We start from the raw sequence: 23,753 nt of genomic DNA on the forward strand, positions 1-23,753 counted from the left end.
CTTGCGACCGCATGCCGTTCGTCGGCATCCATAGTCGGGATCAGGCAATCCGATCTCGACGCTAGCCAATGCTGCCTTTTTGGCTGCACTCGCTGCCGAAAAGGCAGCATTGGCCACCTGGGTAGCTCTTGCGTCCAGGCCTGTCTCAGGGCGCCAGTGCCCGCGCCACCACCGGGTAGTGATCCCACACCTGGCCGTCCGCCATCGAGCGCAGCAGCTTGACGTACTCGGCATGGGACCAGGCCAGCGGCGTCGCCGAATCGGTGCCCTGCCCCTTGCTGTAGCCGTGGCGCCGGTTGTCGCCCACGCCGTCCCAGACCTGCTCGGGCAGCATCAGGCCGGCGTTGGCGAACAGTTCCAGACCGCGGACGTAGGTGTCGCGCAGCTTGCCGAGCGCCGCCGCATCCGGCTTGCCCTGCAGGACCAGGCGCGCCAGCTCGTAGTGCCCGCGCTCGCCGGTGAAGATCGGCCAGACCCGGCCGCGCAGGCCGGAGTTGGGCACCGGCTGCTCGGTGGCCGGGAAGTTGATGCCGGAGCTTTCGCTCTCGCCATAGCCGTCGTTGCCGTAGCGCCGCCAGCCGGGGAAGGTGCCCTCCACCCCCGGGTACTGGAAGCTGTACTTGACCCGCAGATTCTCCGGCAGGCCCTCGTCGTCCAGCACCGCCAGGCTCTTCTGCACCAGGGGATCGCCGGCCGGCCGCACGCCGTAGCGCACCAGTTCGAGGAAACCGGCGTCCAGCACCTGGTCTTCCGGCAGGCCCGGACGGCTGTTGTTGTCCACCAGCTTGCCCTTGTCGTTCGGGTCGGGATTCTGGGTGATGCGCAGGTAGTAGTTGCCGGCGCCCAGGCTGCCCTGGGTGGTGGCCATGGTCTTTTCCACCTGGCTCGAATAGCGCCGCGCGGTGTCGCGGTAGCGGCTGGCGTTGGCCTCGTCGCCGGCGTGGCGCGCCAGTTCGCTGGCCGTGGCGAGACCGGCGATCACCGCCGCGGTGGTGGACGGCGAATAGCCCCACTGCTCTTCCCAGCGCTCCTGCTGGGTTTGCGGCGGCTTGACCTGCCAGGTGTTCCAACCCAGGTTGACCTGGCTGTCACGAGCGAGGAAATCCGCCGCGGGCCGGAGCATGTCGCGGTACCAGCGATCGATCTCGGCGTCGCCCAAGAGGCCGCCCTGCCAGAGGCGATAGCCGAGCATGATCGGCATGGCGGTCTGGTCCAGTTGCACGCCCACCCATTCGATGGTGCCGTCGACGTGGGTCTTCTGCAGGAACCAGCCGGTGGCGCCGGGCGCGCGGACCTCGTCGCCCTGCTTCTGCTGGTGGATGAAGGCCGAGCTGTCGGCCGGCTTGCGCGCGGTGTTGGCATCCACCTGCACCTGCTTGAGGTAGCTGAAGGCGACCTTGGGCGTCTGCCGATCGCCCAGCGCCAGCAGCGCCATGGCGCACTGGTAGAAGTCGCGCGGCCAGACCGCCTTGTAGCCGGTGGTGCCCTTGGCCGCCGGCACCGTCTCGCCCCAGGGATTGGACAGCGAGGCGATCAGGGCACCGGCATGGGTCTTGTCTTCCTGGGCCTTGAGCACCAGGGCGCTGGCGTTGAGCAACTTGCCGCCATCGCCGGCCTGGGCCTGTAGCCGCGGCAGCTGGTCGAGACTGGCCAGGTAGTCCTGCCAGCCGATGGCGTCGCCCTCGCCGTTGTACTGGGCCAGCACCTTCCGGTAGCCGCGCGCCAGGGTGGCATCCGCCGCCGCCTCGGCCTGGCGCGGATTGGCGCCGAAGCCCACCACCACGTCGAGGGTGGTCTCGGCGCCCTTGAGCGGCAGCTTGGCCAGCATGGCGACATTGCCGGCCTGGTCGCCGGTGCTGCTGTAGAGCTGGGTCAGCTTGCCGTTGCGGCGTAGATCGTCGAGACCGTCGGAGGCGCCGACGAAGCCCACGGTGGGCGTCTGCAACGGCTGGCTGGCCTTGACCACCAGGGCGTGCTGGCCTTCGCTGGCGTAGAGCACCGAGCCTTTCATCGCCGCGCGATCATGGCTGCCGCTGTTGGCCAGCGCCGGATCGACATAGAGATAGGGCTGGATGCGCGGGTCCTGGCTACGAAAGATGACGCGCATGACCAGGGTGTCCTGGTCCGGGTCGGTGAAGACGTGCTTCTCGATCTCGTAGCGGCCCTGGCGGTCGCGATTGACGATCCGGTAGGCCAGCGAAGTGGGCCGGCCAGCGGCGTCGGTGGCGAGGTATTCGATGCGGCTGTCGGTGTCGTCACGTTCCAGGTGGGTGAAGTCGGGACCGCGGATCACCAGTTGCATCTCGCGCAGCTGCGCCTCATGGATGAGTCCCTGCATGGTCTCGGTGACCACCCCCTGGGCCAGCGAGAACCAGACCCGCGAGACGCGGCCGGTGCTGGCCTGGTCGCTGTAGGCGCCGTCGCGATAGGCCTCGTAGCTGGTGCCGATGCCGGTCTTGCCGGAGTAGGACCAGAAGGGTGAGGCGCCGGGTGCGCCGGGGGCGTCCAGGGCGAACGCCAAGGGGGTGAGGAAACAGCTAGCGGAACACAGCAGCGGACGGACGAAGCGTACGGGCATGGGCGGTCGGGCCTTGTTCTGGTTATGCCGAAAGGCGCATGGCAGAGGGTGGTTCGCCCTCCCCGTCCGTAAGCCTAGCCGGATTTTTCCAGGGCGCTGCTAGCCCTCGTCCCGCGCGGGGTCCGGCGTCCGTGGCAAATAAGCGGCCAGGGGCGAATCCGGTGCCAGCAGCGAGGTGCGGATGAAGTGCAGGTAGCTGGCGATGCGCCGTAGCGGTGAGCGGTCGAAGTCGCCGGGATTGGGCTCCAGGTGGCGCTGCGCCTGGTGCGCCAGGAGGATGGCCTGGTCCACCGCGCGCAGGGCGCGGGCCAGGTTGGCGGCGTCGGGCTGGCGGAACAGCCGCACCAGCGCCCGGCCCAGGGCGCGGATGGCCAGGCGCCAGGCGCGCTGCTCGCGATACCAGGGCAGGGGCGGCAAGGCGGCCTGCTCCAGGCGCAGCTCGATGATGGCGTGGCCCAGTTCCAGGCTGAGAAAGGTCCAGCGCAGCAGGCGCCGCTGCACCAACGGCTGGCCCACGGTCAGCACCTGCACCTGGTTGAGCAGGTCGCGCAGGCCGCCATCGAAACGGCTGCTCAGCCCCGGCAGAGGTGCGCCTATGGCATGCACCAGTCGTTCGCGCAGGGCGTCTTCCAGGCGGCGCCAGACCCAGGGCTGGCTGGGCGGCAGCAGCACGCTGACGGCCAGCACCGCCACGCCACAGGCCACTAGATAGGCCAGATAGGTATTGCAGAAGACGTCGGCATCGTAGCGCGGCAGATTGCCCGACAGCGCCGCCGAGCAGAACCACACCATCAAGCCGGTGCCATAGCCCGCCAGTCGCGGGCGGGTGATCAGCCAGGCGCCGGCGGCGAATACCGGTGCCAGGGTCAGCAGCAACAGGGCGAAGCCGTCCACCCAGGGCAGCACCTGGAATTGCAGCAGGCCCCCGGCCAGGGCGCCGACCAGGGTGCCCCCCGCCAGTTGCAGGCAATAGCGGCGCGGATCTGCCGAGGTGGAGGCCAGCGCCGAGATCAGCCCCGCCGCCAGGGTGCAGGCCGCCCCGCTCGGCCAGGCGGTCTCGATCCAGAACAGCCCCACGCCCAGCACCACCAGGGCACTGCGCAGCCCGGCCATCCAGGCCACCGCGCGACTGGCCAGGGGCGTGAAGGTCTCGCGCATCTTGGGCGCGGTGCCGGTCGGTACATCCAGCTCCAGCTGGGTATTCAGCAGCAGGTGCAAATCCTCGGCGAAGCGATAGAGCAATTCGGCGGCGGTGTCGTAGTCGAGCCGGTCGGCCTCGGCCGCGGGCGCCGTGCGAGCCAGTTGCTGGCGACCGGCGCGGATCGCCGCCATCAAGGTTTCGCGCTCCGCGGCCAGGCGCTCGTTGAGCCGGCGCAGATCGCGCTCTTCCGGTAGCCGGCCCAGGCCCGGTGCCAGGGCGGCGGCGACCAGCTCCAAGGCGGGCGCCAGGGCCTGGCGCACCGCCGGCGGCCGCGCGGCCAGACGCTCCAGCAACTGGTAGAGGGCATGAAAGCGGGTGTTAAGCAGCATGAGCCGATTGCCCAGGGCCGCCAGGCGCCCACTGCGGCGGCGCAGATAGGGCTCTTCGAAGACGCTGGCGCTGCGCAGGCTCTCGAACCCCACGGAGTCGGCGGCGAAACGGGCGCTGAGCCCGGCGAAGCGCTCGGCGTCTAGGCGGCCCAGCAGGCCGTCATGGGCCATGGCTAGGAAGTCGCGCAGCCGCTGCGCCAGGGTGCGGCGCAAGACGCCGCGGGTGGTCTGCGGCAGGATGGCCACGCTCACCACCCCGGCGCAGCAGATGCCCAGGGCGATCTCCAGCAGGCGCCACACCGCCTGGAGGAAGGCGCCCTGGGGCTCGGCCACCGCCGGCAGCCCCACCAGGCAGGCGGTGTAGCCGGCGAGCAGAAAGGCATAGCTGCGAAAGTCCCGATAGCGCGCCGCGCCGCGGGTGCAATAGCCGATCCATAGCACCAGGGCGCCGAGCAGCAGGACCCGCTCCTGGGCGAACAGGGCGATGGCGGCGACGGTGAAGGTCAGCCCGGCGAGACTGCCCAGGACCCGATAGAAACTCTTGGCCAGCACCTGTCCGCTCTGCGGCTGCAGGACGATGAAGACGGTGACCAGCACGGTGCTCGGTTGCGGCAGCTCCAGGCGATAGGCCAGCCACAGCGCCAGGGCGGCGGCGAGCAAGGCCTTGGCGATGAAGGCCCAGGTCTGGCCGTCGGTGCGGGCCCATTCGCGGCCGGCGCGGCGCCAGGCATTCAGGCTGGGCCAGCGTTTGCGCGGAACGGAGCGGGACGGCCGCAGGGGCAACGGCGAAGCGAGGGGCATGCTGGGCAACGACGGCATCGACGGGAGGGGGCGAGACGCAGCGCCTCGGCGGCCATTCTAGGAAGCCGGGTCCACCCCGATTAAGCCGGGTGCGACAGCAAAGAGCGTTAACCAACGGGCGGGTAATGGCCCACAATGGCGCTTTACCCGGCCCCGCCCTCGCTCATGGATCATCTCTTCAATCTGCGCGCCTTCGCCTGCGTGGCCCGCACCGGCAGTTTCACCGGTGCCGCCCGCCAGCTGGAACTCACCACCGCCTATGTCTCACGGGCGGTGAGCCAGCTGGAGCAGCATCTGCAGACCCGGCTGCTGCACCGCACCACCCGCCAGCTGCGCCTGACCGAAGCCGGCGAACGCTACCTGGTGCGCTGCGAACGCATCCTCGCCGACCTCGATGAGGCCGACGCCGAGGCCCGCCATGCCCTGGCGGTGCCCCGTGGGCGGTTGCGCATCCACACCATGACCGGACTCGGCCAGCACTACCTGATCCAGAGCCTGGCCAGCTATCGCGAGCGCTATCCCGAGGTCGATCTCGATCTGCAACTGACCAACACCTATACCGACATCCTCAAGGAAGGCTACGACCTGTCGCTGATCCTGGCCGCGGGTCTCGCGGATTCGGCCTTCTGCTCGGCGCGGCTGGGCAGCACCTACAGCGTGCTCTGCGCGGCGCCCGGCTATCTCGAACGCCAAGGCCACCCGGCCACGCCGGCGGACCTGGCCGGGCACCGCTGCCTGCGCCTGGTCAACCGCGCCATGGCGCCGGATCGCTGGCTGCTGGAAGGCCCGGAAGGCAGCGCCGAGGTGGCGGTGGACCGGCCGCCGTTCCAGGTCAACACCGCCGACGCCCTGGCCGAAGCCGTGGCCAACGGCCTGGGCATCGGCGCCCTGCCGCTCTACGCGGCCGTCGCCGGACTCGCCAGCGGGCGGTTGCAGCGAGTGCTGCCCAGGCATCGGCTCTATGCCCTGGACATCCACGCCCTCTATCCGTCGCGGCCCTTTCTCGATGCCAAGATCCGCACCCTGGTGGATCACCTGCGCGAGACCCTACCCGGCCTGCTGGAGCGTGATCGGCAGCTGGTGGAAGGCGGCGCCTAAAGGCGCTGCTCGGGCAGCATCCGCTCCAGGGTGCCATCGCGGCGGACCGCCACGTGCCAGACCACCGCCGCCACGTGCAGGATCACCAGGCCATAGACGGCGAACTGGCCCGCCACGTGGATGCGATTGGCGAGGATGCCGAGGGCTTCATGGCGGGGAAATCCCGGTAGCGAAAATAAGCCGAACACCGGCACCGGCTGCCCCTGGCCGGCCATCAGGTAGCCGGTCACCGGCATCACCAGCAACACGGCGTAGAGCAGACCGTGATTGAGGCCGGCGAGCAGCCGCAGCAGGCGCCCGTCACGGGAATTGGCCGGCGGCGCCGGATGCCGCCAGCGCCAGGTCAGGCGGATCAGCACCAGCAGGAATACCGTGATGCCGGTGGATTCGTGCAGCAGGTACCAGAGCGTACGCACCGGCCCGGGCGGAAAGTTTTCCGCGACCCAGACGAAGGGCAACAACAGGCACAACAGCGCGACGGTCAGCCAGTGCAACGCCTGGGCGAAGCCGGTGTAGCGAGCGACGGCCATGGGCGATGCTCCGTGACGAGTGGACCCCGATAGTGCCCCAGGCGCGGCGACAACGCCGCTGCGCCTGGAGACCGCCCGTCAGAGCCCTTAAAGATGAATAAGAGCGGCTAGGGCCAACAGCAACGCCGGGATCATCACCAGGGTGCCCAGCTTGAGGAATTGCCAGAAGCTCACCGACAGCCCCTCGCGGCGCAGCGCGGCCAGCCAGAGCAGGGTCGCCAGCGAACCGGTGATGGACAGGTTGGGGCCCAGGTCGATACCGATCAGTACCGCCCCGGCGATCTTTTCCGAGACATGGGCGGCCTGTACCGCGGCGCCCGCCAACAGGCCCGCGGGCAGGTTGTTGACCAGGTTGCTGCCGAAGGCCACCAGCAGACCGGCGCCCCAGGCGGCCCGTTCCGGCGTCGCCTGGGCGGCGGCCTGCAGCTGATTGGCCAGCGCCTGCAGTACCCCGGTGGTCTCCAGGGCTTCCACCAGCACGAACAGCCCGGCCACCAACGGCAAGACGCTCCAGGAGATGTGCTTGAGCAACTCCAGGCCGCCGCCGCGCTTGCAGGCCACCACCAGGAAGGTGGCGAAGCCGGCGAGAAAGGTCGGCAGGCCCAGTTCCAGATCCAGCGCCGAAGCCCCCAGCAGCACCAGGATGGTCAGGATCAGGCCGCAGCCGGCGATCCGGCCGGTGGTGGGCAGGGGGTCCACCGTGCCCCCCTCGGCCAGGCGCTCGGCGCGCAGGACCTTGGCCTGGGTCGCCCAGAGCATGAGGAAGGTCGCGCCGATGGCCAGGATCGACGGCAGGGTGAACAGCGCCAGCCAGCGGCCCAGCTCCGGCATGTGCTCGGCGAAGACCACCAGGTTGGCCGGGTTGGAGATCGGCAGCACGAAGCTCGCCGCGTTGGCGATGAAGGCGCAAGAGAACAGATAGGGCAGCGGATTCTTCACCTGGGCGGCGCGGGTGGCGTAATAGACCGCCGGGGTCAGCACCACGGCGCAGGCGTCGTTGGAGAGAAAAACCGTGACCAGGATGCCGACCCCGTAGACCAGGGCGAACAGCCGCAGCGCCGAGCCCTTGGCGGCGCCCACCGCATGACCGGCCACCCAGTCGAACAACCCCTCCTTCCGGGCGATCTCGGCCAGCAGCATCATGCCGATGAGGAACAGATAGACGTCGGTGCCCTTGGCGATGCCATGCCAGACGCCTTCCAGGGGGAGCAGGCCGAAAATGGCCAGCAGCGCCGCGCCGATGACGGCGAACAGCGCCTCGGGCAGGCCGAAGGGCCGGGTGACCACGCCGAGGGTCGCCATCCCGGCGATGATCCACGTCAGCAGGTGAGGAGAGAGTGCGAGTGACCCCATGAACGCCTAGTGCCTTCTGTCGAGCGGGAAAGCGGCAGACATTAGCCTAAACCGGCCGATTGCGGAGGCCCCATGGAGCCGGATTTCGCGCTGGAGGTCACCTGACGGTCGCGGGTTTCCGGCATCAGCAGCAGATAGAGCACGAAGCCCACGCCGGCGATGGCCGCCAGGGTGGTGAAGGCTGCGGCATAGCCGAACTTGACGATGATCACCCCGGCGATGGTGGCGCTGATGGCAGCGCCCAGGCCCTGGGCAGTGGCGATGGCGCCCTGGCTGACATTGAAGCGGCCACTGCCACGGGTCAGGTCGGCGACGATCACCGGCATCAGCGCCCCGTAGATCCCGGCACCTATGCCATCGAGTAATTGCACCGCCACCAGGTAGTAGGGGCTGTCGGAGAAGGTATAGAGCACGCCGCGGATCGCCAGCACGGCGAAGGCGAACAGGAAGATCGGCTTACGCCCGAAGGTATCGGCCTTGCGTCCCACCAGGATGGCCACCGGCACCATCACGCACTGGGCGGCGACGATGCAGACGGCGACCAGCGAGGTGGCGCTGTCCTTTCCTACGATATGGGTCAGTTGCTGGCCGACCGAGGTCAGCATGGCGGCATTGGCCAGGTGGAAGATGGCGGCGAGCAGCGCCAGCAGCTGCAACTTGCGATTGGCCAGCAGCGCCTGCCAGGCCGAGACCGGCTTGGCGTCGCGGGCCCCGGGCTCGGTGCTCAGCCCCTGGGCCAGGTCATCGTCGATCTCGTCCTGGGGTACGCGGATGATGGCGACGATGGAGGCCGCGGCGAGTGCCGCCATTAGCCAGAACACCACGGTGGGACCGAAGAAATAGGCCAGGCCGCCTGCCAGCGCCGCGGAGACGGCGTTGCCGGCATGGTTGAAGCCCTCGTTGCGGCCGATGTGCCGGGTGAAGGCCTTGGGTCCGACGATGCCCAGGGTGATGGCGGCCAGCGCCGGGGCGAAGATCGCCGCCGCGGCGTGGGCCAGTGACTGGGTGGCGGCCACCACGTAGAAATTGGAGACGAAGGGCAGCATCACGCTGCAGAGGGTCACCACCAGGGCCGCGACCCCGACCATGAGGCGCTTGTGGCGGGTCCGGTCGATCAGGGCGCCGGCCGGGGTCTGGGCGATCAAGCCGGCGATGCCGGCCAGGGTCATGATGAAACCCGCGGTGGCCTCGTTCCAGCCCTCTCCCGGACCGCGCACAGCGATCAGATAGATGGCGAGATAGGGGCCCAGGCCGTCGCGAACGTCGGCCAGGGTGAAGTTGAGGGCATCCAGGGCATGGCGCGCGCGGCGCGAGGGTTCGGCGCCAGTCCCGGCGGCCGGGGAAAGGGTCTCTGACATGAGCGGGCATCCGTAGCGAGGGTTGGGGGTCGCCCGGGTGATGTCCGCTGGACCTGCACCCCGTGGCACACCTCGCCCCGGCTGGTTGGCGACGCCCGGAAAGCTCCGCGACGCCACGCCAAACCACCGCTGCCAGGGGAGGTTGCAAAATGTGACCGGAGCGAAGCGATGCTAGTGCCGTGCCAGCCTGAAAGAATCTGTCTAGTGCGCCTCTTTCCGAACCCTGGCTACCGTTTTTTGCCCAGCGCCCCCTGGCTCCGCGCATGTCGCGGCCGTCCGTCGCCTCAGGCCACCTGGCGTGCCGGAACCGGGCTGCTTTCCTGCGCCAGCTCCACGGTCGCGCCCTCTTCGCTGCGCGGCCGCAGCATCGACAGGAGATTGGCCTCGATGGTGGCGCACAGCTTGTCCATGGTGATCTGGTGCTGGCTGTCGGCGAAGGGCGCCTGCAGATCGCTGCCGATGCGCTCCAGGGCCAACAGCATGAAGCCGACCACGGTGGACACCAGCGGGGTGAACCAGCCCAGGGTCGACACCAGTCCGAGCGGCATGGCGATGCAGAACAGGAAGCTGAACAGCTGCGGAAAGCACACATAGGGATAGGGCAAGGGCGTGTTGGCGATGCGCTCCATGCCGCCCTGCCAGTTGGACATGTCCACCAGGGTCTCTTCCAACCGCGCCAGGCGGATGCTGTCCAGGCGGCCCTGGCGGTACTCGCTGGCGATCAGCTCGGCGGTGCCGGCGAGGATGTCGTTGGCGAAGTTGAGGCTGCCCTCGGCCAGCGCCAGTTCGTGGCGGGCGAGATAGGGCGCCGCGGCCTGGGCCGGGTCCTGGCGCTTGAGCTGGGCGCGCAGGGCGTGCAGATAGCCCATGTGCCGACGCAGCAGCACCGGCTTGACCCTATTCTGCCCGGCCCCCGCGTCATCGATCAGGGTCAGCACCTGGCGGCCGAAGCTGCGCGAACTGTTGACCATGGCGCCCCACAGGGTCCGCGCCTCCCACCAGCGGCCATAGGCGCTGCTGTTGCGAAAGCTGATCAGCACCACCAGCGCCGAGCACAGCAGGGTCAGGGGTGTGAGCGGCAGATCGAAGCGATCGTCGACGAACAGCATGGCGTCCACCGTCACCGCCACGTCCCACAGCAGTAAGCCGAACAACGACCAGCCGACATAGCTGAAGCTGGTACGCAGGAACTGGACTTTCTTCTGGATCGAACGGAGCTGGATCGGACTGGACATCTGGCACTCCCGGCGGCGGCGCGGCTTCTCGATTCATGGTTGCCCGTGCCTCCTGACCTCTCACCACGGGCCTTCGACCCGTCGCCGCGCCTCCTCCTGAGCCTGCAACCTGTTCACGAGACTAGTCGGCGGCCCTTAAGTCAAACTTAATCCGAGACCGACCGATGGATCATGGCAAAGTGCCGTGCCAGAGCGCTTCGCCGCCTCTGCGACGGCTCTAGCGGGAGCCTTTCGTGCCAGCCCGACCGCTGATCGGCCTGGTCTCGGGCCCGGCCTGCCGAAAACGAGAAACGTGATCGATTCGCCAGTTGGCGAGGGTCAGCGGACGCCAGGCGAACGCCCCTACCGGCGACCCGCGCCGCTTTTGGGACGCCCAGCGCCCTCCCCGGCCAGGATGACGTGCCATAATCCGGCCACCTTTGCCGTCCTAGATGCCTGCATGCCCAGAATTGTGAAAGCGAGCCTCGTCCTGCTCGCGCTCTTGGCCCTCTACAGTCTGCTCGGCTTCGTCGTCGGACCGCGCCTCGCCCTGCACTACCTCAACCAGACGCTGGCCGAACGCCTCACCCAGCCGGCGCACCTGCAGGCCCTGAGCTTCAACCCCTTCACCCTGGAGCTGCGCGCCCAGGGCTTGCTGATCGGCCCGGCCGAGCAGCCCACGGTGGCCGCCGAAGGCCTCTACGCCAATCTGCAACTGGACAGCCTCTGGCGGCGCACCCTGCACCTCACCGACGTCCGCCTCGACCAGCCACGGGTCGACCTGCGCATCGCCAAGGGTGGTGCGGTCAACCTGGCGGGGCTCTGGCGCAGCGATCCGACCGACGCCTCCGCCGCGCCGGCGCCCACCCCGGAGCAGCCGAGCCAGCCCTTCCCGGTACACATCGAACGCATCGCCCTGGTGGGCGGGCAGCTGCATTACCTCGATGCCCAGGGCGCCCAGCCGGTGGAGGTCACCTTCACCCCGCTGGACGCCCAGTTGCAGGATTTCCGCACCCGCAGCAGCGAGACCCCGGGCCAGCTGGCGCTGACCGCCACCACCGCCCAGGGCGGCCAACTCACCTGGAAAGGCAGCCTGGACCTTGAGCCCCTGCGCAGCGAGGGCGACCTGACCCTGAAGGACGTGAGCCTCGCGCCCTGGTGGCCCTATGTGCGCAACCAGCTACCCCTGGCCCTCGCCAAGGGCCGGCTGGAAGCCAGCACCCACTACCGACTGGACCTGACCAAGACGCTGCAACTGCAACTCAGCCAGGGCCGCCTGGCACTCGACGACGTCGCCGTCCAGGCGGTGGGCGCCGAACCCAAGGCCAGCTTCAAGCACTTCGCCGCCGAGGGCCTCGCCCTGGATCTGCAGAAGCGCGAGGTCAGCATCGCTCGGCTGCGTGGCAACGGCCTGGATGCCTGGGGCAATCGCGAGAAGGACGGCAGCCTGGACTGGCAGAAGCTGTTCCCCAGCAGTGACGCCCCCAGTAGCGGGCCGGCCTGGCGGGTGCAGCTCAAGGACGTCCAGCTCAGCGACAACCAGCTGCACCTGGTGGACCGGGTACCGCCGGACCCGGCCAGTCTCTACTTCAGCGGCCTGGACCTGGCGCTGAAGGACTTCGACAGCCAGGGCGATAAGCCCTTCGGCCTCGACCTCAAGACCACCCTGGGCGATCGCGGCCGCATCACCGTCGACGGCCAGCTGGCGCTCGCCCCTTTGCAGGGCAACTTCGCCGTCAGCATCGACGAACTCAACCTGCGTCAGGCCCAGCCCTATCTCAGCCCCTACCTGCGCCTGGAAATCCGCAGCGGCCAACTCGCCGGCCGCCTCAAGGTGGCCCTGGCCGCCGGCGACCCGCTGGACCTCAGAGTCAGCGGCAACGCCCAGATCACCCAGGTGCATCTGCTGGACACCCTGCACCAGCAGGACTTCATGCGCTGGCAGTTGCTCGACTTGCAGGGCATCGCCTTCGACCTGGGCAAGCGCCTGGTCATCGACAAGATCGACCTGGAAAAGCCCTATGGCACCCTGGTGATCAACCAGGACCTGAGCAACAACTTCAGTGCCCTGCTGGTCCCCCAGCCCAAGACCGACAGCAAGGATCCAGCGCCGCCCATGCAGATCCGCATCGGCGGGGTGAACATCAAGGACGGCAGCGCCGATTTCGCCGACAACAGCCTCAAGCCCGGTTTCGCCACCAATATCCAGTCCCTGGAAGGCGGCATCGGCACCCTGGATACCGCCGCCTCGAAACCGGCCGACATCCACCTCTCCGGCAAGGTCGACCGCTTCGCCCCGGTGGAGATCAAGGGCCGCCTCGATCCCCTCGACCCCTGGCAGCAACTGGACGTGACCGCCTATTTCCGCCAGGTCGAACTCACCACTCTGTCGCCCTACACCGGCAAGTTCGCCGGCTATGCGGTACGTAAGGGCCGCCTGGACCTGGACCTGCAATACCGCATCGACGACGGCAAGCTGCAGGCGCAGAACCACGTGGTGCTCGACCAGCTGGAACTGGGTGACCGGGTGGACAGCAAGGACGCCGTGGATCTACCACTGCGCCTGGCGGTGGCCCTGCTCAAGGACAGCCACGGCCGCATCGATCTACGCCTGCCGGTGGCGGGCAATCTCGACGACCCCAACTTCAGCGTCATGCCGGTGGTCTGGCAGACCCTGCGCAATCTGCTGAGTCGCGCCGTCCAGGCGCCCTTCCGCATGCTGGCGGGTCTCGTCGGCGGACACGAGGCCAACCTCGACGCCATCGACTTCGCCCCGGGCAGCAGCAGCCTCTCCGCCCAGGCCCGCAGTGACCTGGACAAGCTGGCCGCGGCCCTGCGCCAGCGACCGCAACTGACGGTGGAAGTCGAGGGCCACGCCAGCGCCGCCAGCGACGGCCGCGCCCTGGCCGCCAGCCAGTTGGAAAAGGACTTCCAGACCCAGTATTTCAACCTGCTGCAACGCCGGGGCGACAAGGTGCCGGCCGATCCGAGTCAGTTGCAGGTGCCCGCCGACATGCGCGCGCCGCTGCTGGAAGGCCTGTACCGCCTGCGGCTACAGGCGCAACCGCCGCAGGAATGGGATAGTCTTGACGATGCCACCCGCACGGCGCGCCTGCGGCAGGCGGTCCTCGAAGCCTGGAGCGGCAACGACGGCCTCCTGCGCAGCCTGGCCCAGCAACGCGCGAGCGCCATCAAGACCTATCTGGTGGACACGGCGAAACTGGATGCCCAGCGGGTCTATCTGCTGGACGTCAGCACTCAACCCAAATCCGGCGAGACGCCCACGGCCGCACAGTTGCAGCTCGGCGCGCTCTGACCGGTCAGGAGACCCTGTCATGCGTGCCCTGCTCGCCGCCTTCGCCCTGCTGATCGCCACCGGCGCCGCCGCCGATACCCTGCGTTGCGGCAATGCCTTGGTCAGTCGGGGTGATCGCACCTTCGAAGTCCGGCAGAAATGCGGCGAGCCGGTGCACCGCGACCTGGTGGGCTACGAGCTGGGCGCCAATCTACGCCGCGAGGCGGTGATCGAAGAATGGGTCTATGGTCCCAAGAACGGTGCCACCTACATCCTCACCTTCGAAGCCAACCGCCTCACCCGCATCGAGTCCAAGCGCGAATGAAAGGCTGCGCCCTGCTCCTCCTGGTCCTGCTCGCCAGCGGTACCGCCCAGGCCGCCTCCTTGAGATGCGGCAGCGCCCTGGTCTCCGACGGCTCCACCACCCACGAGGTACGCGACAGATGCGGCGATCCGCTGAGCATCACTCCCCTGGGCGAACGCCAGGTAAGGGACGCCTACGGCTATCGCCAGGTGGAATTCGTCGAGGAATGGGCCTATGGCCCCTGGAACGGCATGCTGTATTTCCTCACCTTCCGCGGCGGCCGCCTGGCCGAGGTGGACAGTAAGAGGGCCAACTGAGGCCGCTTGCCCGCACCAGACCGCTGCGATCCGCCGCGTAGGTTGGGTTGAGACGGCTCCATCGTCGAAGCCCAACGAGGATGTTCAATCTTGGGCACCGTTGGGCTTCGCTGCGCTCAACCCAACCTACGGCTCGCCTCGGTAGCGTCGCTCCGTAGCGTGGAAAACCGCAGAGCGTTTTCCACTGGGACACAGACAACCGGAGTGGCGCCCCCTGCCCCACCCCTCACTCCTCCCGCAAATGAACGCCCAACCCCGTCCGCCCCGGTGCCAGCTCGGGCCTCAGGGTCAGGGCCGGGATCTCGTAGTCGCCCCCATTCTGCCGCCGGAATGGCAGGGGAGCGTCCGTCGCCAGCCCATCCAGCCGGGCGCCGTAGGCCTGGCAGAGCCGCTCGAAACCCGCGGCATCGACCTTACTGGTGCGATAGACCGGAAACGGTGGCAACACGCTGAAACCGGGATAGAAGAGGATGCCGTGCTGGATGGGAAAGAGGATGTCGTCCAGGCCGCCATTGATGCCGCGCCCGCTGTAGTGCGATTCCCAGCCGCCGCAGGTCACCACCAGCATGGCGCGCTTGCCGGCCAGGGTGCCTTCGCCGTAGCGGTCGCCCCAGTGGCTGTCGCTGTGCTCACCCACGCCATAGGCGAAGCCACAGGCATAGACGCGCTCCACCCAGCCCTTGAGGATGGCAGGCAGCGAAAACCACCACAGTGGAAATTGCAGGATGACCGCATCAGCCCACAGTAACTTGGCCTGTTCGGCGGCGATGTCATCCGGTTGTACGTCCCCGGCGTAGGCCCGCTGGGAATCCAGCACCGCATCGAAGCGTTCCCCCGGCGCCAGGTGCGGCGCATCCGCGGCATCCAGGGTGGCCTTCCAGCCCATGGCGTAGAGATCGGAAAGCTGCACCTCATGACCGGATTCCTGCAGATGGGCGACGGCGAAGTCGCGCAGGGCGCCATTGAGGGAGCGGGGTTCGGGATGGGCGTAGACCAGCAGGACCTTCATGGTGAGCACCTCGTGAGGGAGAGGTGCCCAGGCTAGAAGCGACCGCGCTATGCTGAAAATGAATTACCGAAACAGCAGCCATTGCCATGCACAATACCTTGCGCCGCCTCGACCTCAATCTGCTGGTCACCCTCGACGCCCTGCTCGCCGAACTCAATGTGACCCGCGCGGCGCGGCGGCTCAACCTGGCGCAGCCCACCGTGAGTCTGCAACTCGGCCGGCTCCGCCAGCTGCTGGACGATCCCCTGCTCTTGCCGGGGCCGCGCGGCATGCGGCCCACGGCGCGCGCCGAGACCCTGCGCGAACCGCTGCGCCAGGCCCTGGCCGCGCTGGAGGACGCCCTGGCCCCCGCCGCGCCCTTCGACCCGGCCCGCGCCGAACGCACCTGGCGCATCGCCGCCAGCGACCACAGCGCCACCACCTTGCTGACGCCGCTCCTGGCCGAGCTGCGCCAGCAGGCTCCGGGCCTGCGCCTGGCATTGCTCGACAAAAAGCCGGACCTGCTCGCCGAGCAGTTGGAAGGCGATCGCCTGGACCTGGCGCTGGACGTGGCCGATGCCGCCGCATCCGGCCTGCGCCAGCGGCTGCTGTTCACCGAACGCTATCTGCTGGCCGGGCGCCGCGGCCATCCCGCCCTGCGCGAGCCGGTCTCCCTGGAAGCCTTCTGCCAATTGGACCAGGCGTTGGTCTCACCCAATGGGGGCGGCTTCGCCAGCGCCACCGACCGCCTGCTGGCGGAGCGCGGCCTGGCGCGGCGGGTGGTGCTGTCGGTGCCGCACTTCTCCACCCTGGCCAGCGCCCTGCTCGCCAGCGATCTGGTCGCCCTGCTGCCGGCGCGGATCGCCCTGACCCATCCCGGCCTGCAGACGCAGCAGCCGCCGCTGGCCGTGCCGGGCTTCGACATGCTGCTGCTCTGGCCCGAACGCCTGCACCGCGATCCCGCCCATGCCTGGTTGCGCGAGCGGATCGTCTCCAGCCTCACGGGGTGAACGCCAATCGACTCTGCATATGGACGGCATACAGCGGCTTGGCTTTGCGTCCGTTGCCTTGGCCAGCATCCTCTGTCGCCTTATCCGAACGCGGCGCGACTGGCCGCAGTCGCATGCCTAGTCAGTTCCCATTCTGGAGTCCTCCATGTCCAAGCTACGTCTCTTCACCTCGCCGTCCGCCTTTCCCAATCCCCAGCGGCTGCGGCTGTTCATCCATGAAAAGGGCATCGCCGACCAGTTCGAGGAGGTCATCCTGAAGATGGCGCCCGAGGGCGAGCAACGACAGTGGCAGCACCTCAAGCGCAATCCCTGGGGCGAGACGCCCACCCTGGAACTCGCCGAGGGCGGTTATCTGGCCGAGAGCGCGGCCATCGCCCGCTATCTGGACCAGGCCTATCCCGGGCGCAAGGTGTTTGGCGAGACGCCACTGGAGCAGGGCCAGGACGCCATGTGGAACGACCGCATCTTCGTCCATGTGCTCTATCGCATCGTCACCATGTTCCATGTGCAGCACGAAGGCCTCGGCCACAAGCTGGAGCTGACCCACAATCCGCAATGGGGCGAGCACTGCCGCAAAGAGGCGCTGATGCACGCGGCGCTGGTGGATCGGCACCTGGCCGATGGCCGCGAGTGGCTGCTGGGCGGCGCGGCGCCAACCTTTGCCGACATCACCCTGTGCACCGCCATCGCCTTCTCCAAGTACCCCACCAACCAGACGCCGCTGGACGAGCGCTTCGAGCACCTGGCGGCCTTCTGGGCCCGCTGGCAAGAGCGCGACAGCTTCCGCGCGGCCTATGCCGACGGCAACAGCGGCCTGGACGAGCTGGCGTCCCTGGCGCGCGGCTGATCCCGCGCCAACCGCCCCCTCTCCCCCTGGGAGAGGGCTGGGGTGAGGGCCGCACGGTGGAAGCCGCTAGTGTGGTGTTTCAGAAGTTCGCGCAAGAATTGGCGAGTGATTTTTGTTCCTGGGGTAGGCGCCGGGACGAGTCATAGCAGGGCTATGGCGAGGAGCGGCAACACCGCCCAGGAGCAAAAAACGCCGCCAAAATTGTGTAGATAACTTCTGAAACACCACACTAGCCCAGCCGCTCGCGCAATACCGCCAGCGCCTCGGCCGGCCCGCCGACGACGATCCGCGCCGGCACCGCCAGCATCAGGTTGAGCGGCAGGCCGAATTCCTCCAGCGTCCAGCCGTCACGGTCCAGCAGCTCCGGCCCCACCCAATCGGGGTGCCGCGCACGGATGCGCTCGGCCAGGCTGCCCTGCTCCGGTACATAGCCCACCACCGGCTTGCCCCGCGCCACCGCGTAACCCACCTCGAAGCAGGTACCGCTGTCGGGCTCGGCGCCGCGGAAGAAGTCCAGATTGGCCAGCACGGCATCGGCCGCGTCGATCACGGCGAGATTTGCCCGGTAGATCCAGGCTGCCTGCTCATGCGGGCTGCTCAGCTCCGCGGGAATGGCATTGTCCAACGGAAACAGACCTTCGCAGCCCTGCTCGGCGCACAGCGCCTTGAGCGCCTGGCCATGGGCGACGGCATCGGGGCGAAAGACATCGGGGCCGGCCAGGTAGATACGTGGAGACATAGGACGATTCCTCGAGCAAAGCGGTCAGTCTAGGCGCCGCGTCGCCCTACCGCACCCTGGCATCACCCGGTGATAAGCGAGAGCCCCGAAACGCCTGTGCTAGACCAACGAGAATGGTTCCCATGGTCATGCGCCGCTCGGGTAGCCATGATGACCGTTCACGCAATAACCAACCTCCTTGACGACTCCCCATCTGGGTACGCATGACCGAGCGCCTTAAAATCGTCACCACCTGAGCATCGCTCCGCTCCTGCAGAGTCAGGCTCGCTTCCAGAATACATTTCGTTCGGTATCGCTCGATGTCTGGCCGCCTTCTCCTGACCATCCATCTCAACCGATTGATCAACTTCCTGCTGGTGCTGGTGTGCTTCGCCACTGGCTGCGGCATGCTGCTGATCGTCCGCCAGGCCTACGAGACCTCGGCGAGCCTGCAACTGACCCTGGCCCAGTTACCGGTCTACGAGCAATCCTTGCGCCTGGCGGAAGCCGTTTCCGCCGAGCGCGGACCAACCAACGCCATGCTCGGCGAGCGCGACGGCGACCCGCAGCAACTGGCGCAGGCACAGGCGCTGAGCGATGAGCGCCTCGCCCAATTACAGAAAACACTACGCGACTGTCAGACCTGCAGCGTGACGCCTGGCCAAGTCGGAAGGGCCTACCACGGCGTGCTGCGTGCCCGAGCACTGCTGGAGCAGCGCCTACGAACGCCACCTGGCACCCCTGATCGCGTCGGCGTCACGGAAGTGATACAGGCGATGTTCCTGGCGGCCGATGAAAACTTCATCGCCGCCAATCGTCTCCTCCAAGATCTGGCTTACCGCACCCCAGGCATCTCCAGCTGCCTGGCCAATGCCAGGCTGGCCGCTCGCCTGCACGACACCGCCGGCCGACTGGGATCGCTGCTGACACCCGCGCTGCAAGCAGGTCGCCCGCCTACCGCAGAAGAACAGGTGAGCCTGCAGCAGACCCTGGGGCGAGTCCAGCAACTGGTGGATCTCTTGCGCAGCAATCTCGACCTGGCGCCGGCACCTGCCGAACACGCCCGCTTCCTGAGCGTGCAGCAGAGCTATCTGGGGCATGGCTTGGACTGGTATCAAGGGACCCTGGCCGCCCTCGCCCGAGGCGAGACGCCCAGTGCCGCAGCCTTCGCCCGAGGCTACGTACCCACCGTGGCCAGCATCCTGGAGCTACGCGACACCGCGCTGGGGTTGGCTCATGCCGAAGCCGAGCGATTGGCCCACGATGCCTATTGGCGGCTATGGGTGAGGATTGCCGCGGCACTCGGTATCCTGCTGGCGCTGAGCGTCAGCTTGCTGTTGCTCAAGCAACGGCTGCTCTCGCCATTACTGGCGAACACTCAGCGGCTGCTCGCCCTGACCCGTCGTCAAATGCCGGAAGGCATGAAAAAGCGGGAGCCCCGGACCCTGTTCGCCGCGTTCGAACAATTGGAGCGGCAGTTGCACCAGGTCGATCTGCTGCGCCAGGAGCGTGATGCGCTGATCGCCGAACTCAAGGTCCGTGCCGACACCGACTACCTCACCGGCCTGGCCAATCGCCGAGCCTTCGAACATCTGCTGATACAAGGCGTGCTCACCACACCGCGCTATCTGGCGGCCATCACCTTCGATGTCGATTATTTCAAGCGCATCAACGACACCTACGGCCACGCGACAGGGGATCTCCTGCTGCAACACCTGGCGCAACGCTGCAACGGACTGCTGCGCCAGGGTGACCGGCTCGCCCGGATCGGCGGTGAAGAATTCGCGGTCCTGGCCGACGTCAAGTACCCCGACGAGGCCGTGGCCCTGGCCGAGCGGCTGCGTCTGGGAATTGCCGACACCCCGTTCAATGTCGGTCCGACCGAAGCCTTGCCGGTAACCGCCAGTTTCGGCGTGTCCGTGACCACACGCCTGGAACCCGGCGCCCAGGTGCGACTGCTGGCCGAAGCCGATGCCGCCCTCTACCGGGCCAAGCACCGCGGCCGCAATTGCAGCGAAGTCGCCGCGCTAAGCTAGCGTCGCGTCGGCGATAACAGGGTCCCGCCCAGCCGTCCGCGCCTGCTCGCCGATCCGCCACCTACCCTTGGCCTGGCTGGCCGCCGATCAGCCGTGCCCGGCCCCCTCTTCCTCGCAGAGCTTGGCGTAGTTCGCCAGACGTCGCTTGACGGTGCGCGGATGCACCCCGAAATGACTGGCGACCGCCAAAAGGCTCCAACGCTCTTGCTTGAGCAATTGGTGAGCCTGCCGGCACTGATCGCTGGACAGCGCCGGGCGTCGCCCGAGGACCTTACCCTCCATGCGGGCAGCCGCCAGGCCCGCCCGGGTCCGCTCGCTGATCAGGGCCCGCTCGAACTCGGCGAGAGCCGCCATGATGTGGAACACCAACCGACCGCCCGACGAATTGGTGTCTATGCCCTCGCTCAACGAATGAAACAGCACCTTGCGCCTGCCTAGTCGATCCAGCACCTGGATGAGGTGCGGCAGGGAGCGCCCCAAACGATCCAGCCGCCATACCACGAGCTTGTCGCCAGCGCGCAGGCGCCCCAGCGCCCGGTCGAGACCCGGCCGCGACGTGATCCCACCGGACACTCCTTGATCGGTATAGATGCGGTCGCAACCGACACGCTCCAGTGCCTGGATTTGCAACGCCAGAGATTGATCGTCGGTGGACACTCGGGCATATCCGATAAGCATTCTCTCTTTTCCTGATTTCAGGGGCATTTCTTGAGTGCGGCTCATTCGAGCGGGCAAGAACAAGCTCACAGTGGCCCAAAGTTGACTAAAAGGTTCCTCTTTGCCCTGTCATGATCAATGCGTATTAAGTTATTGATTAGAAATGGATTTTTAAAAACAGATCAGTCTTTTATTTATGATCGCACAAAGGAACATTTGTGAACCAAACCACCTAATTTTTTCAATAAAAATCAATTTGCGGAATATCTGTTACTGCAAAAACAAATACCAAGATCGAGAGGTCGAGATGAACCAGGCCATAGCGGTAAAAGGTGAAAGCCCAGCAGCATCCGGATTGCTGATAACCCTGTACAACCGTGAACACCTGCTGAGGGCCTTTGGTGAAGATTTCGCCCAGGCAGCGATAGCTACCTTGCAGCGCCAGGTTCATCTATGGGGCGCGTCGGTATTGGCGCTGAACACCGACAGTTTCCTGGCCGAACCGGCACCCGCCGAACGTCACGACCTCGCCGCTCTCGCCGAACATTGGCAAGTCGCCCTGACCTGCACGGTGCTGGAATGGCACTCGCAACGCGCCCTGCCGGTCATCGGCATCCGCCCGGTACGTAGCCTGATGGGCGATGACCGGCTCGACCGCTTGCATCCGCTGCATCCCCTTTCCGCTCAGGACGCCTGGCCAGCCCTCCGTCCGCCCCCCATCAGCTACGGTTGGGACTGGCAACTCAACTATGAGCGAGACATGGCCATCGCCGAGGATTTCTTTGCCTTGGCCGAGCAGGGCCAAGCCGCTCTGGCTCTACAGCCCATAGCCCGGCAACCCTGGGACGCTCAGCGGCCGAAGCGTAACCCGGTCCTCTACCACGAAGCACTGCTACGGTGGCATCCCGACAACCGTCGCCTGAAAGACCTCGGTCCAGGCCAGGTTGTGAGCGCTCTGGAGCGTTTGGGGTTGGTACGGATGCTCGACCATGCAGTCCTGAGCACCGTGATCGATGCCCTGGAACGCCGTCCGGAGCTGCATCTGGGCTGCAATCTATCCGCCAGCAGCCTAGTGCTGGACTCTTGGTGGAGCAGTCCACTGCAACGCCTCGCCCAAGCGCCCGCGGTCGCCAGCCGTTTGACCGTGGAAATTACCGAAAGTACAGCTGTTGGCGACATGGACGCGGCCTTGGCTTTCACCCGACACTTGAAATCCCTGGGCTGCCAATTGGCACTGGACGATTTCGGCTCCGGCTACGGCGCGCTCGGCTTCGCCATGGCCGTTCCGCTCAATGTGATCAAGCTGGACCGCAGTCTGCTGCACGGCGCCCGAGGCAATCGCTCGGCCATGGAGCAGTTGCAGAACCTGTCCCGGCTCTGTCGCACCCTGGCTCCCAAGGTAGTGGCGGAAGGGGTCGAGACCCCGCAGGATATGCACAGTCTACGCCTGATCGAGCTGGACTGGGCGCAAGGCTTCTGGATCGGGAGACCACTACTAGGCGAGCAGCCCCTGCATCTACGCTGGCCTGAGCGGATAGCGAGCAATCCTTCGATGCAGCTCATCCCTACTGACACCGTACCGCTCAGTACCTAGGAAACCACCGCCGCCTGCGGTAGCGTCGCCAGGTCCAGCAACCGCTTGGCCTCCTCCCCTACCTTGCGCACGCCCTCCTCCACGCCAGGGCGATGCGCCTGGGCGTAGTTCAGCCGCACGCAATTGCGGTACTTGCCCGAGGCGGAAAAGATGCTGCCGCAGGCGATCTGCACGCTTTGCGCCAGCAACGCGTGATTGAGCGGATGGCTGTCACAGTCCTCGGGTAGCTCCACCCAGAGCAGGAAGCTGCCCTGGGGTTGGCTGATCCGGGTGCCGGCGGGAAAGTAACGCTGTACCCAGGCACTCATCAGGTCGAGATTGCGTTGGTACTGGGCGCGCATGCGCCGCACATGGGCCGTGTAGTGCCCGGCGGCGATGAACTCGGCGATGGCCAGCTGCGGCTGGGGCGCCGTGCAGCCGGTGCCAATGTACTTGAGGTGCAGGATGCGCTCGGCATAGCGCCCGGGCGCCACCCAGCCGACTCTCAATCCCGGCGCCAGGGTCTTGGAGAAGGAACTGCAGAGGATCACCCGGTCGTCTTCGTCGAAGGCCTTGAGCGCCCGGCCACGGGGATAGCTGTAGAGCAGGTCGCCGTAGACGTCGTCCTCGATTACCGCCAGGTCGTGCTTGCGCGCCAGCGCCACCAGTTGCCGCTTGTTCGCCTCCGGCATGCAATAGCCCAGCGGGTTGTTGCAACTAGGGGTGAGCTGGATGGCCCGCACCGGCCATTGCTCCAGGGCCAGCTCCAGCGCCGGCAGGCTGATGCCGGTGCGCGGATCGGTGGGGATCTCCAGCGCCTTGAGGCCCTGACCCTTGAGCGTCTGCATCACCCCGTGGAAGGTCGGCGAATCCACGGCGACGATATCGCCTTCCTGGCAGGTGGCGCGCAGGGCGATGGCCAGCGCTTCGTGGGCACCACTGGTGATGACGATGTCGTCGGCGGTGAGCACGCAGCCGGCATCCAGTTGCAGCCGCGCCACCTGCTCGCGCAGGGCGGCGACGCCCTGGATGCTGTCGTAGGACAGCCCGGCATTGCCCGGCCGCCGCGCCAGGCGCGCCATGCCGGCGAGCAAGGGCGCCAGGGTCGGCGCATCGGTATCCGGCAGGCCCCGGCCGAGCTGCACCCGCACCGAATCGGGCGTACTGGTCATCAGCTCGCGTATCGGCTCCCAGCCGGATACCTCCACCGGCCAGCGCGCTGGGCGGGTGACCTGGGGCAGCTCGATCACCCGGCGTTCGAGGCGGACGAAATAGCCGGACTTGGGTCGCGGCTCCACCAGCCCGCGATCCTCCAGCAGACGATAGGCCTGTTGCACCGTGGCCAGGCTCACACCGTGCTCCTGCGCCAGGGCGCGTACCGAAGGCAGGCGCTCGCCCGGTCGATAGAGGCCTTGTTCGATACGACGGCCGAGCGCGTCGGCCAACAGCTGATAGCGATTCATGTACGGACTATAGCGGCGTCGGTCGGTGTATCGCGCCATACAGATGGCCATGTGGGACACCATACAGCTGCTCTCTGTACAGC

The 23,753-nt window shown here is 67.2% G+C and carries 19 protein-coding genes; 8 read left to right on the forward strand and 11 right to left on the reverse strand.

Annotated features, from left to right (window positions below):
- Positions 1-145: 145 nt before the first annotated feature.
- Together CCZ28_RS12635 and CCZ28_RS12640 are read right to left on the reverse strand one after the other, a co-directional pair.
- A complete protein-coding gene (locus CCZ28_RS12635) occupies positions 146-2,578 on the reverse strand; it encodes a glucan 1,4-alpha-glucosidase (RefSeq protein ID WP_140218510.1) in 2,433 nt (810 codons plus the stop codon).
- A gap of 99 nt (positions 2,579-2,677) precedes the next feature.
- A complete protein-coding gene (locus CCZ28_RS12640) occupies positions 2,678-4,909 on the reverse strand; it encodes an FUSC family protein (protein ID WP_140218512.1) in 2,232 nt (743 codons plus the stop codon).
- Positions 4,910-5,074: 165 nt separating this feature from the next.
- On the opposite strand from CCZ28_RS12640, the gene CCZ28_RS12645 reads away from it, so the two are divergent.
- On the forward strand, positions 5,075-6,007 hold the full coding sequence (locus CCZ28_RS12645) for a LysR family transcriptional regulator (protein WP_140218514.1): 933 nt from the start codon (positions 5,075-5,077) through the stop codon (positions 6,005-6,007).
- On the opposite strand, the gene CCZ28_RS12650 is transcribed toward CCZ28_RS12645, so the two are convergent.
- The 4 genes from CCZ28_RS12650 to CCZ28_RS12665 form a co-directional block, all read right to left on the reverse strand.
- A complete protein-coding gene (locus CCZ28_RS12650) occupies positions 6,004-6,537 on the reverse strand; it encodes a cytochrome b (protein ID WP_140218516.1) in 534 nt (177 codons plus the stop codon). The two genes, CCZ28_RS12645 and CCZ28_RS12650, sit on opposite strands and share 4 nt — an antisense overlap.
- Before the next feature lie 87 nt (positions 6,538-6,624).
- Positions 6,625-7,890 (reverse strand): arsenic transporter, encoded by a 1,266-nt coding sequence (locus tag CCZ28_RS12655; RefSeq protein WP_140218519.1) that lies wholly within the window; start codon positions 7,888-7,890, stop codon positions 6,625-6,627.
- A 41-nt stretch (positions 7,891-7,931) separates the two neighbouring features.
- Positions 7,932-9,248: an MFS transporter gene (locus CCZ28_RS12660; protein ID WP_140218521.1), complete on the reverse strand. Its 1,317-nt coding sequence runs from the start codon at positions 9,246-9,248 to the stop codon at positions 7,932-7,934.
- A 284-nt stretch (positions 9,249-9,532) separates the two neighbouring features.
- Positions 9,533-10,483: a bestrophin family protein gene (locus CCZ28_RS12665; protein WP_058768100.1), complete on the reverse strand. Its 951-nt coding sequence runs from the start codon at positions 10,481-10,483 to the stop codon at positions 9,533-9,535.
- A 439-nt stretch (positions 10,484-10,922) separates the two neighbouring features.
- Here CCZ28_RS12665 and CCZ28_RS12670 point away from each other — a divergent pair, with 439 nt between their 5' ends.
- From CCZ28_RS12670 to CCZ28_RS12680, 3 genes are read left to right on the forward strand one after another with little or no spacing between them, the layout of a single operon-like run.
- Positions 10,923-13,778: a DUF748 domain-containing protein gene (locus CCZ28_RS12670; RefSeq protein ID WP_140218523.1), complete on the forward strand. Its 2,856-nt coding sequence runs from the start codon at positions 10,923-10,925 to the stop codon at positions 13,776-13,778.
- A 19-nt stretch (positions 13,779-13,797) separates the two neighbouring features.
- Positions 13,798-14,082, forward strand: coding sequence for a DUF2845 domain-containing protein (locus CCZ28_RS12675; protein WP_140218525.1), 285 nt, complete (start codon positions 13,798-13,800; stop codon positions 14,080-14,082).
- A complete protein-coding gene (locus CCZ28_RS12680; RefSeq protein ID WP_140218527.1) occupies positions 14,079-14,378 on the forward strand; it encodes a DUF2845 domain-containing protein in 300 nt (99 codons plus the stop codon). Before CCZ28_RS12675 ends, CCZ28_RS12680 begins: the two co-directional genes overlap by 4 nt.
- 226 nt (positions 14,379-14,604) lie before the next feature.
- Here CCZ28_RS12680 and CCZ28_RS12685 read toward each other — a convergent pair whose 3' ends face one another.
- Positions 14,605-15,387, reverse strand: coding sequence for an NAD(P)H-dependent oxidoreductase (locus CCZ28_RS12685; RefSeq protein ID WP_140218529.1), 783 nt, complete (start codon positions 15,385-15,387; stop codon positions 14,605-14,607).
- 86 nt (positions 15,388-15,473) lie between these two features.
- Here CCZ28_RS12685 and CCZ28_RS12690 point away from each other — a divergent pair, with 86 nt between their 5' ends.
- On the forward strand, positions 15,474-16,376 hold the full coding sequence (locus CCZ28_RS12690) for a LysR family transcriptional regulator (protein WP_140218531.1): 903 nt from the start codon (positions 15,474-15,476) through the stop codon (positions 16,374-16,376).
- Positions 16,377-16,521: 145 nt separating this feature from the next.
- Positions 16,522-17,223, forward strand: coding sequence for a glutathione S-transferase family protein (locus tag CCZ28_RS12695; RefSeq protein WP_140218533.1), 702 nt, complete (start codon positions 16,522-16,524; stop codon positions 17,221-17,223).
- Between the two features lie 229 nt (positions 17,224-17,452).
- On the opposite strand, the gene CCZ28_RS12700 is transcribed toward CCZ28_RS12695, so the two are convergent.
- Complete coding sequence (locus CCZ28_RS12700; RefSeq protein ID WP_140218535.1) at positions 17,453-17,962, reverse strand: nucleoside 2-deoxyribosyltransferase; 510 nt, start codon at positions 17,960-17,962, stop codon at positions 17,453-17,455.
- Between the two features lie 299 nt (positions 17,963-18,261).
- Between CCZ28_RS12700 and CCZ28_RS12705 the strand changes: the two genes are divergently transcribed.
- On the forward strand, positions 18,262-19,977 hold the full coding sequence (locus CCZ28_RS12705; protein ID WP_140218537.1) for a GGDEF domain-containing protein: 1,716 nt from the start codon (positions 18,262-18,264) through the stop codon (positions 19,975-19,977).
- Between the two features lie 87 nt (positions 19,978-20,064).
- On the opposite strand, the gene CCZ28_RS12710 is transcribed toward CCZ28_RS12705, so the two are convergent.
- Together CCZ28_RS12710 and CCZ28_RS24450 are read right to left on the reverse strand one after the other, a co-directional pair.
- Complete coding sequence (locus CCZ28_RS12710; RefSeq protein ID WP_058787109.1) at positions 20,065-20,655, reverse strand: recombinase family protein; 591 nt, start codon at positions 20,653-20,655, stop codon at positions 20,065-20,067.
- Between the two features lie 220 nt (positions 20,656-20,875).
- Positions 20,876-21,085: a hypothetical protein gene (locus CCZ28_RS24450; protein WP_167509237.1), complete on the reverse strand. Its 210-nt coding sequence runs from the start codon at positions 21,083-21,085 to the stop codon at positions 20,876-20,878.
- Between CCZ28_RS24450 and CCZ28_RS12715 the strand changes: the two genes are divergently transcribed.
- Positions 21,068-22,228, forward strand: a complete 1,161-nt coding sequence (locus CCZ28_RS12715; protein ID WP_167509238.1) for an EAL domain-containing protein — start codon at positions 21,068-21,070, stop codon at positions 22,226-22,228. The genes CCZ28_RS24450 and CCZ28_RS12715 overlap by 18 nt on opposite strands.
- Here the strand turns inward: CCZ28_RS12715 and CCZ28_RS12720 are convergent.
- Positions 22,225-23,670: a PLP-dependent aminotransferase family protein gene (locus tag CCZ28_RS12720; protein WP_205894577.1), complete on the reverse strand. Its 1,446-nt coding sequence runs from the start codon at positions 23,668-23,670 to the stop codon at positions 22,225-22,227. The two genes, CCZ28_RS12715 and CCZ28_RS12720, sit on opposite strands and share 4 nt — an antisense overlap.
- Positions 23,671-23,753: the final 83 nt, after the last annotated feature.

The sequence above is a fragment of the Pseudomonas oryzihabitans genome, assembly GCF_006384975.1.
Taxonomy (GTDB): domain Bacteria; phylum Pseudomonadota; class Gammaproteobacteria; order Pseudomonadales; family Pseudomonadaceae; genus Chryseomonas; species Chryseomonas psychrotolerans_B.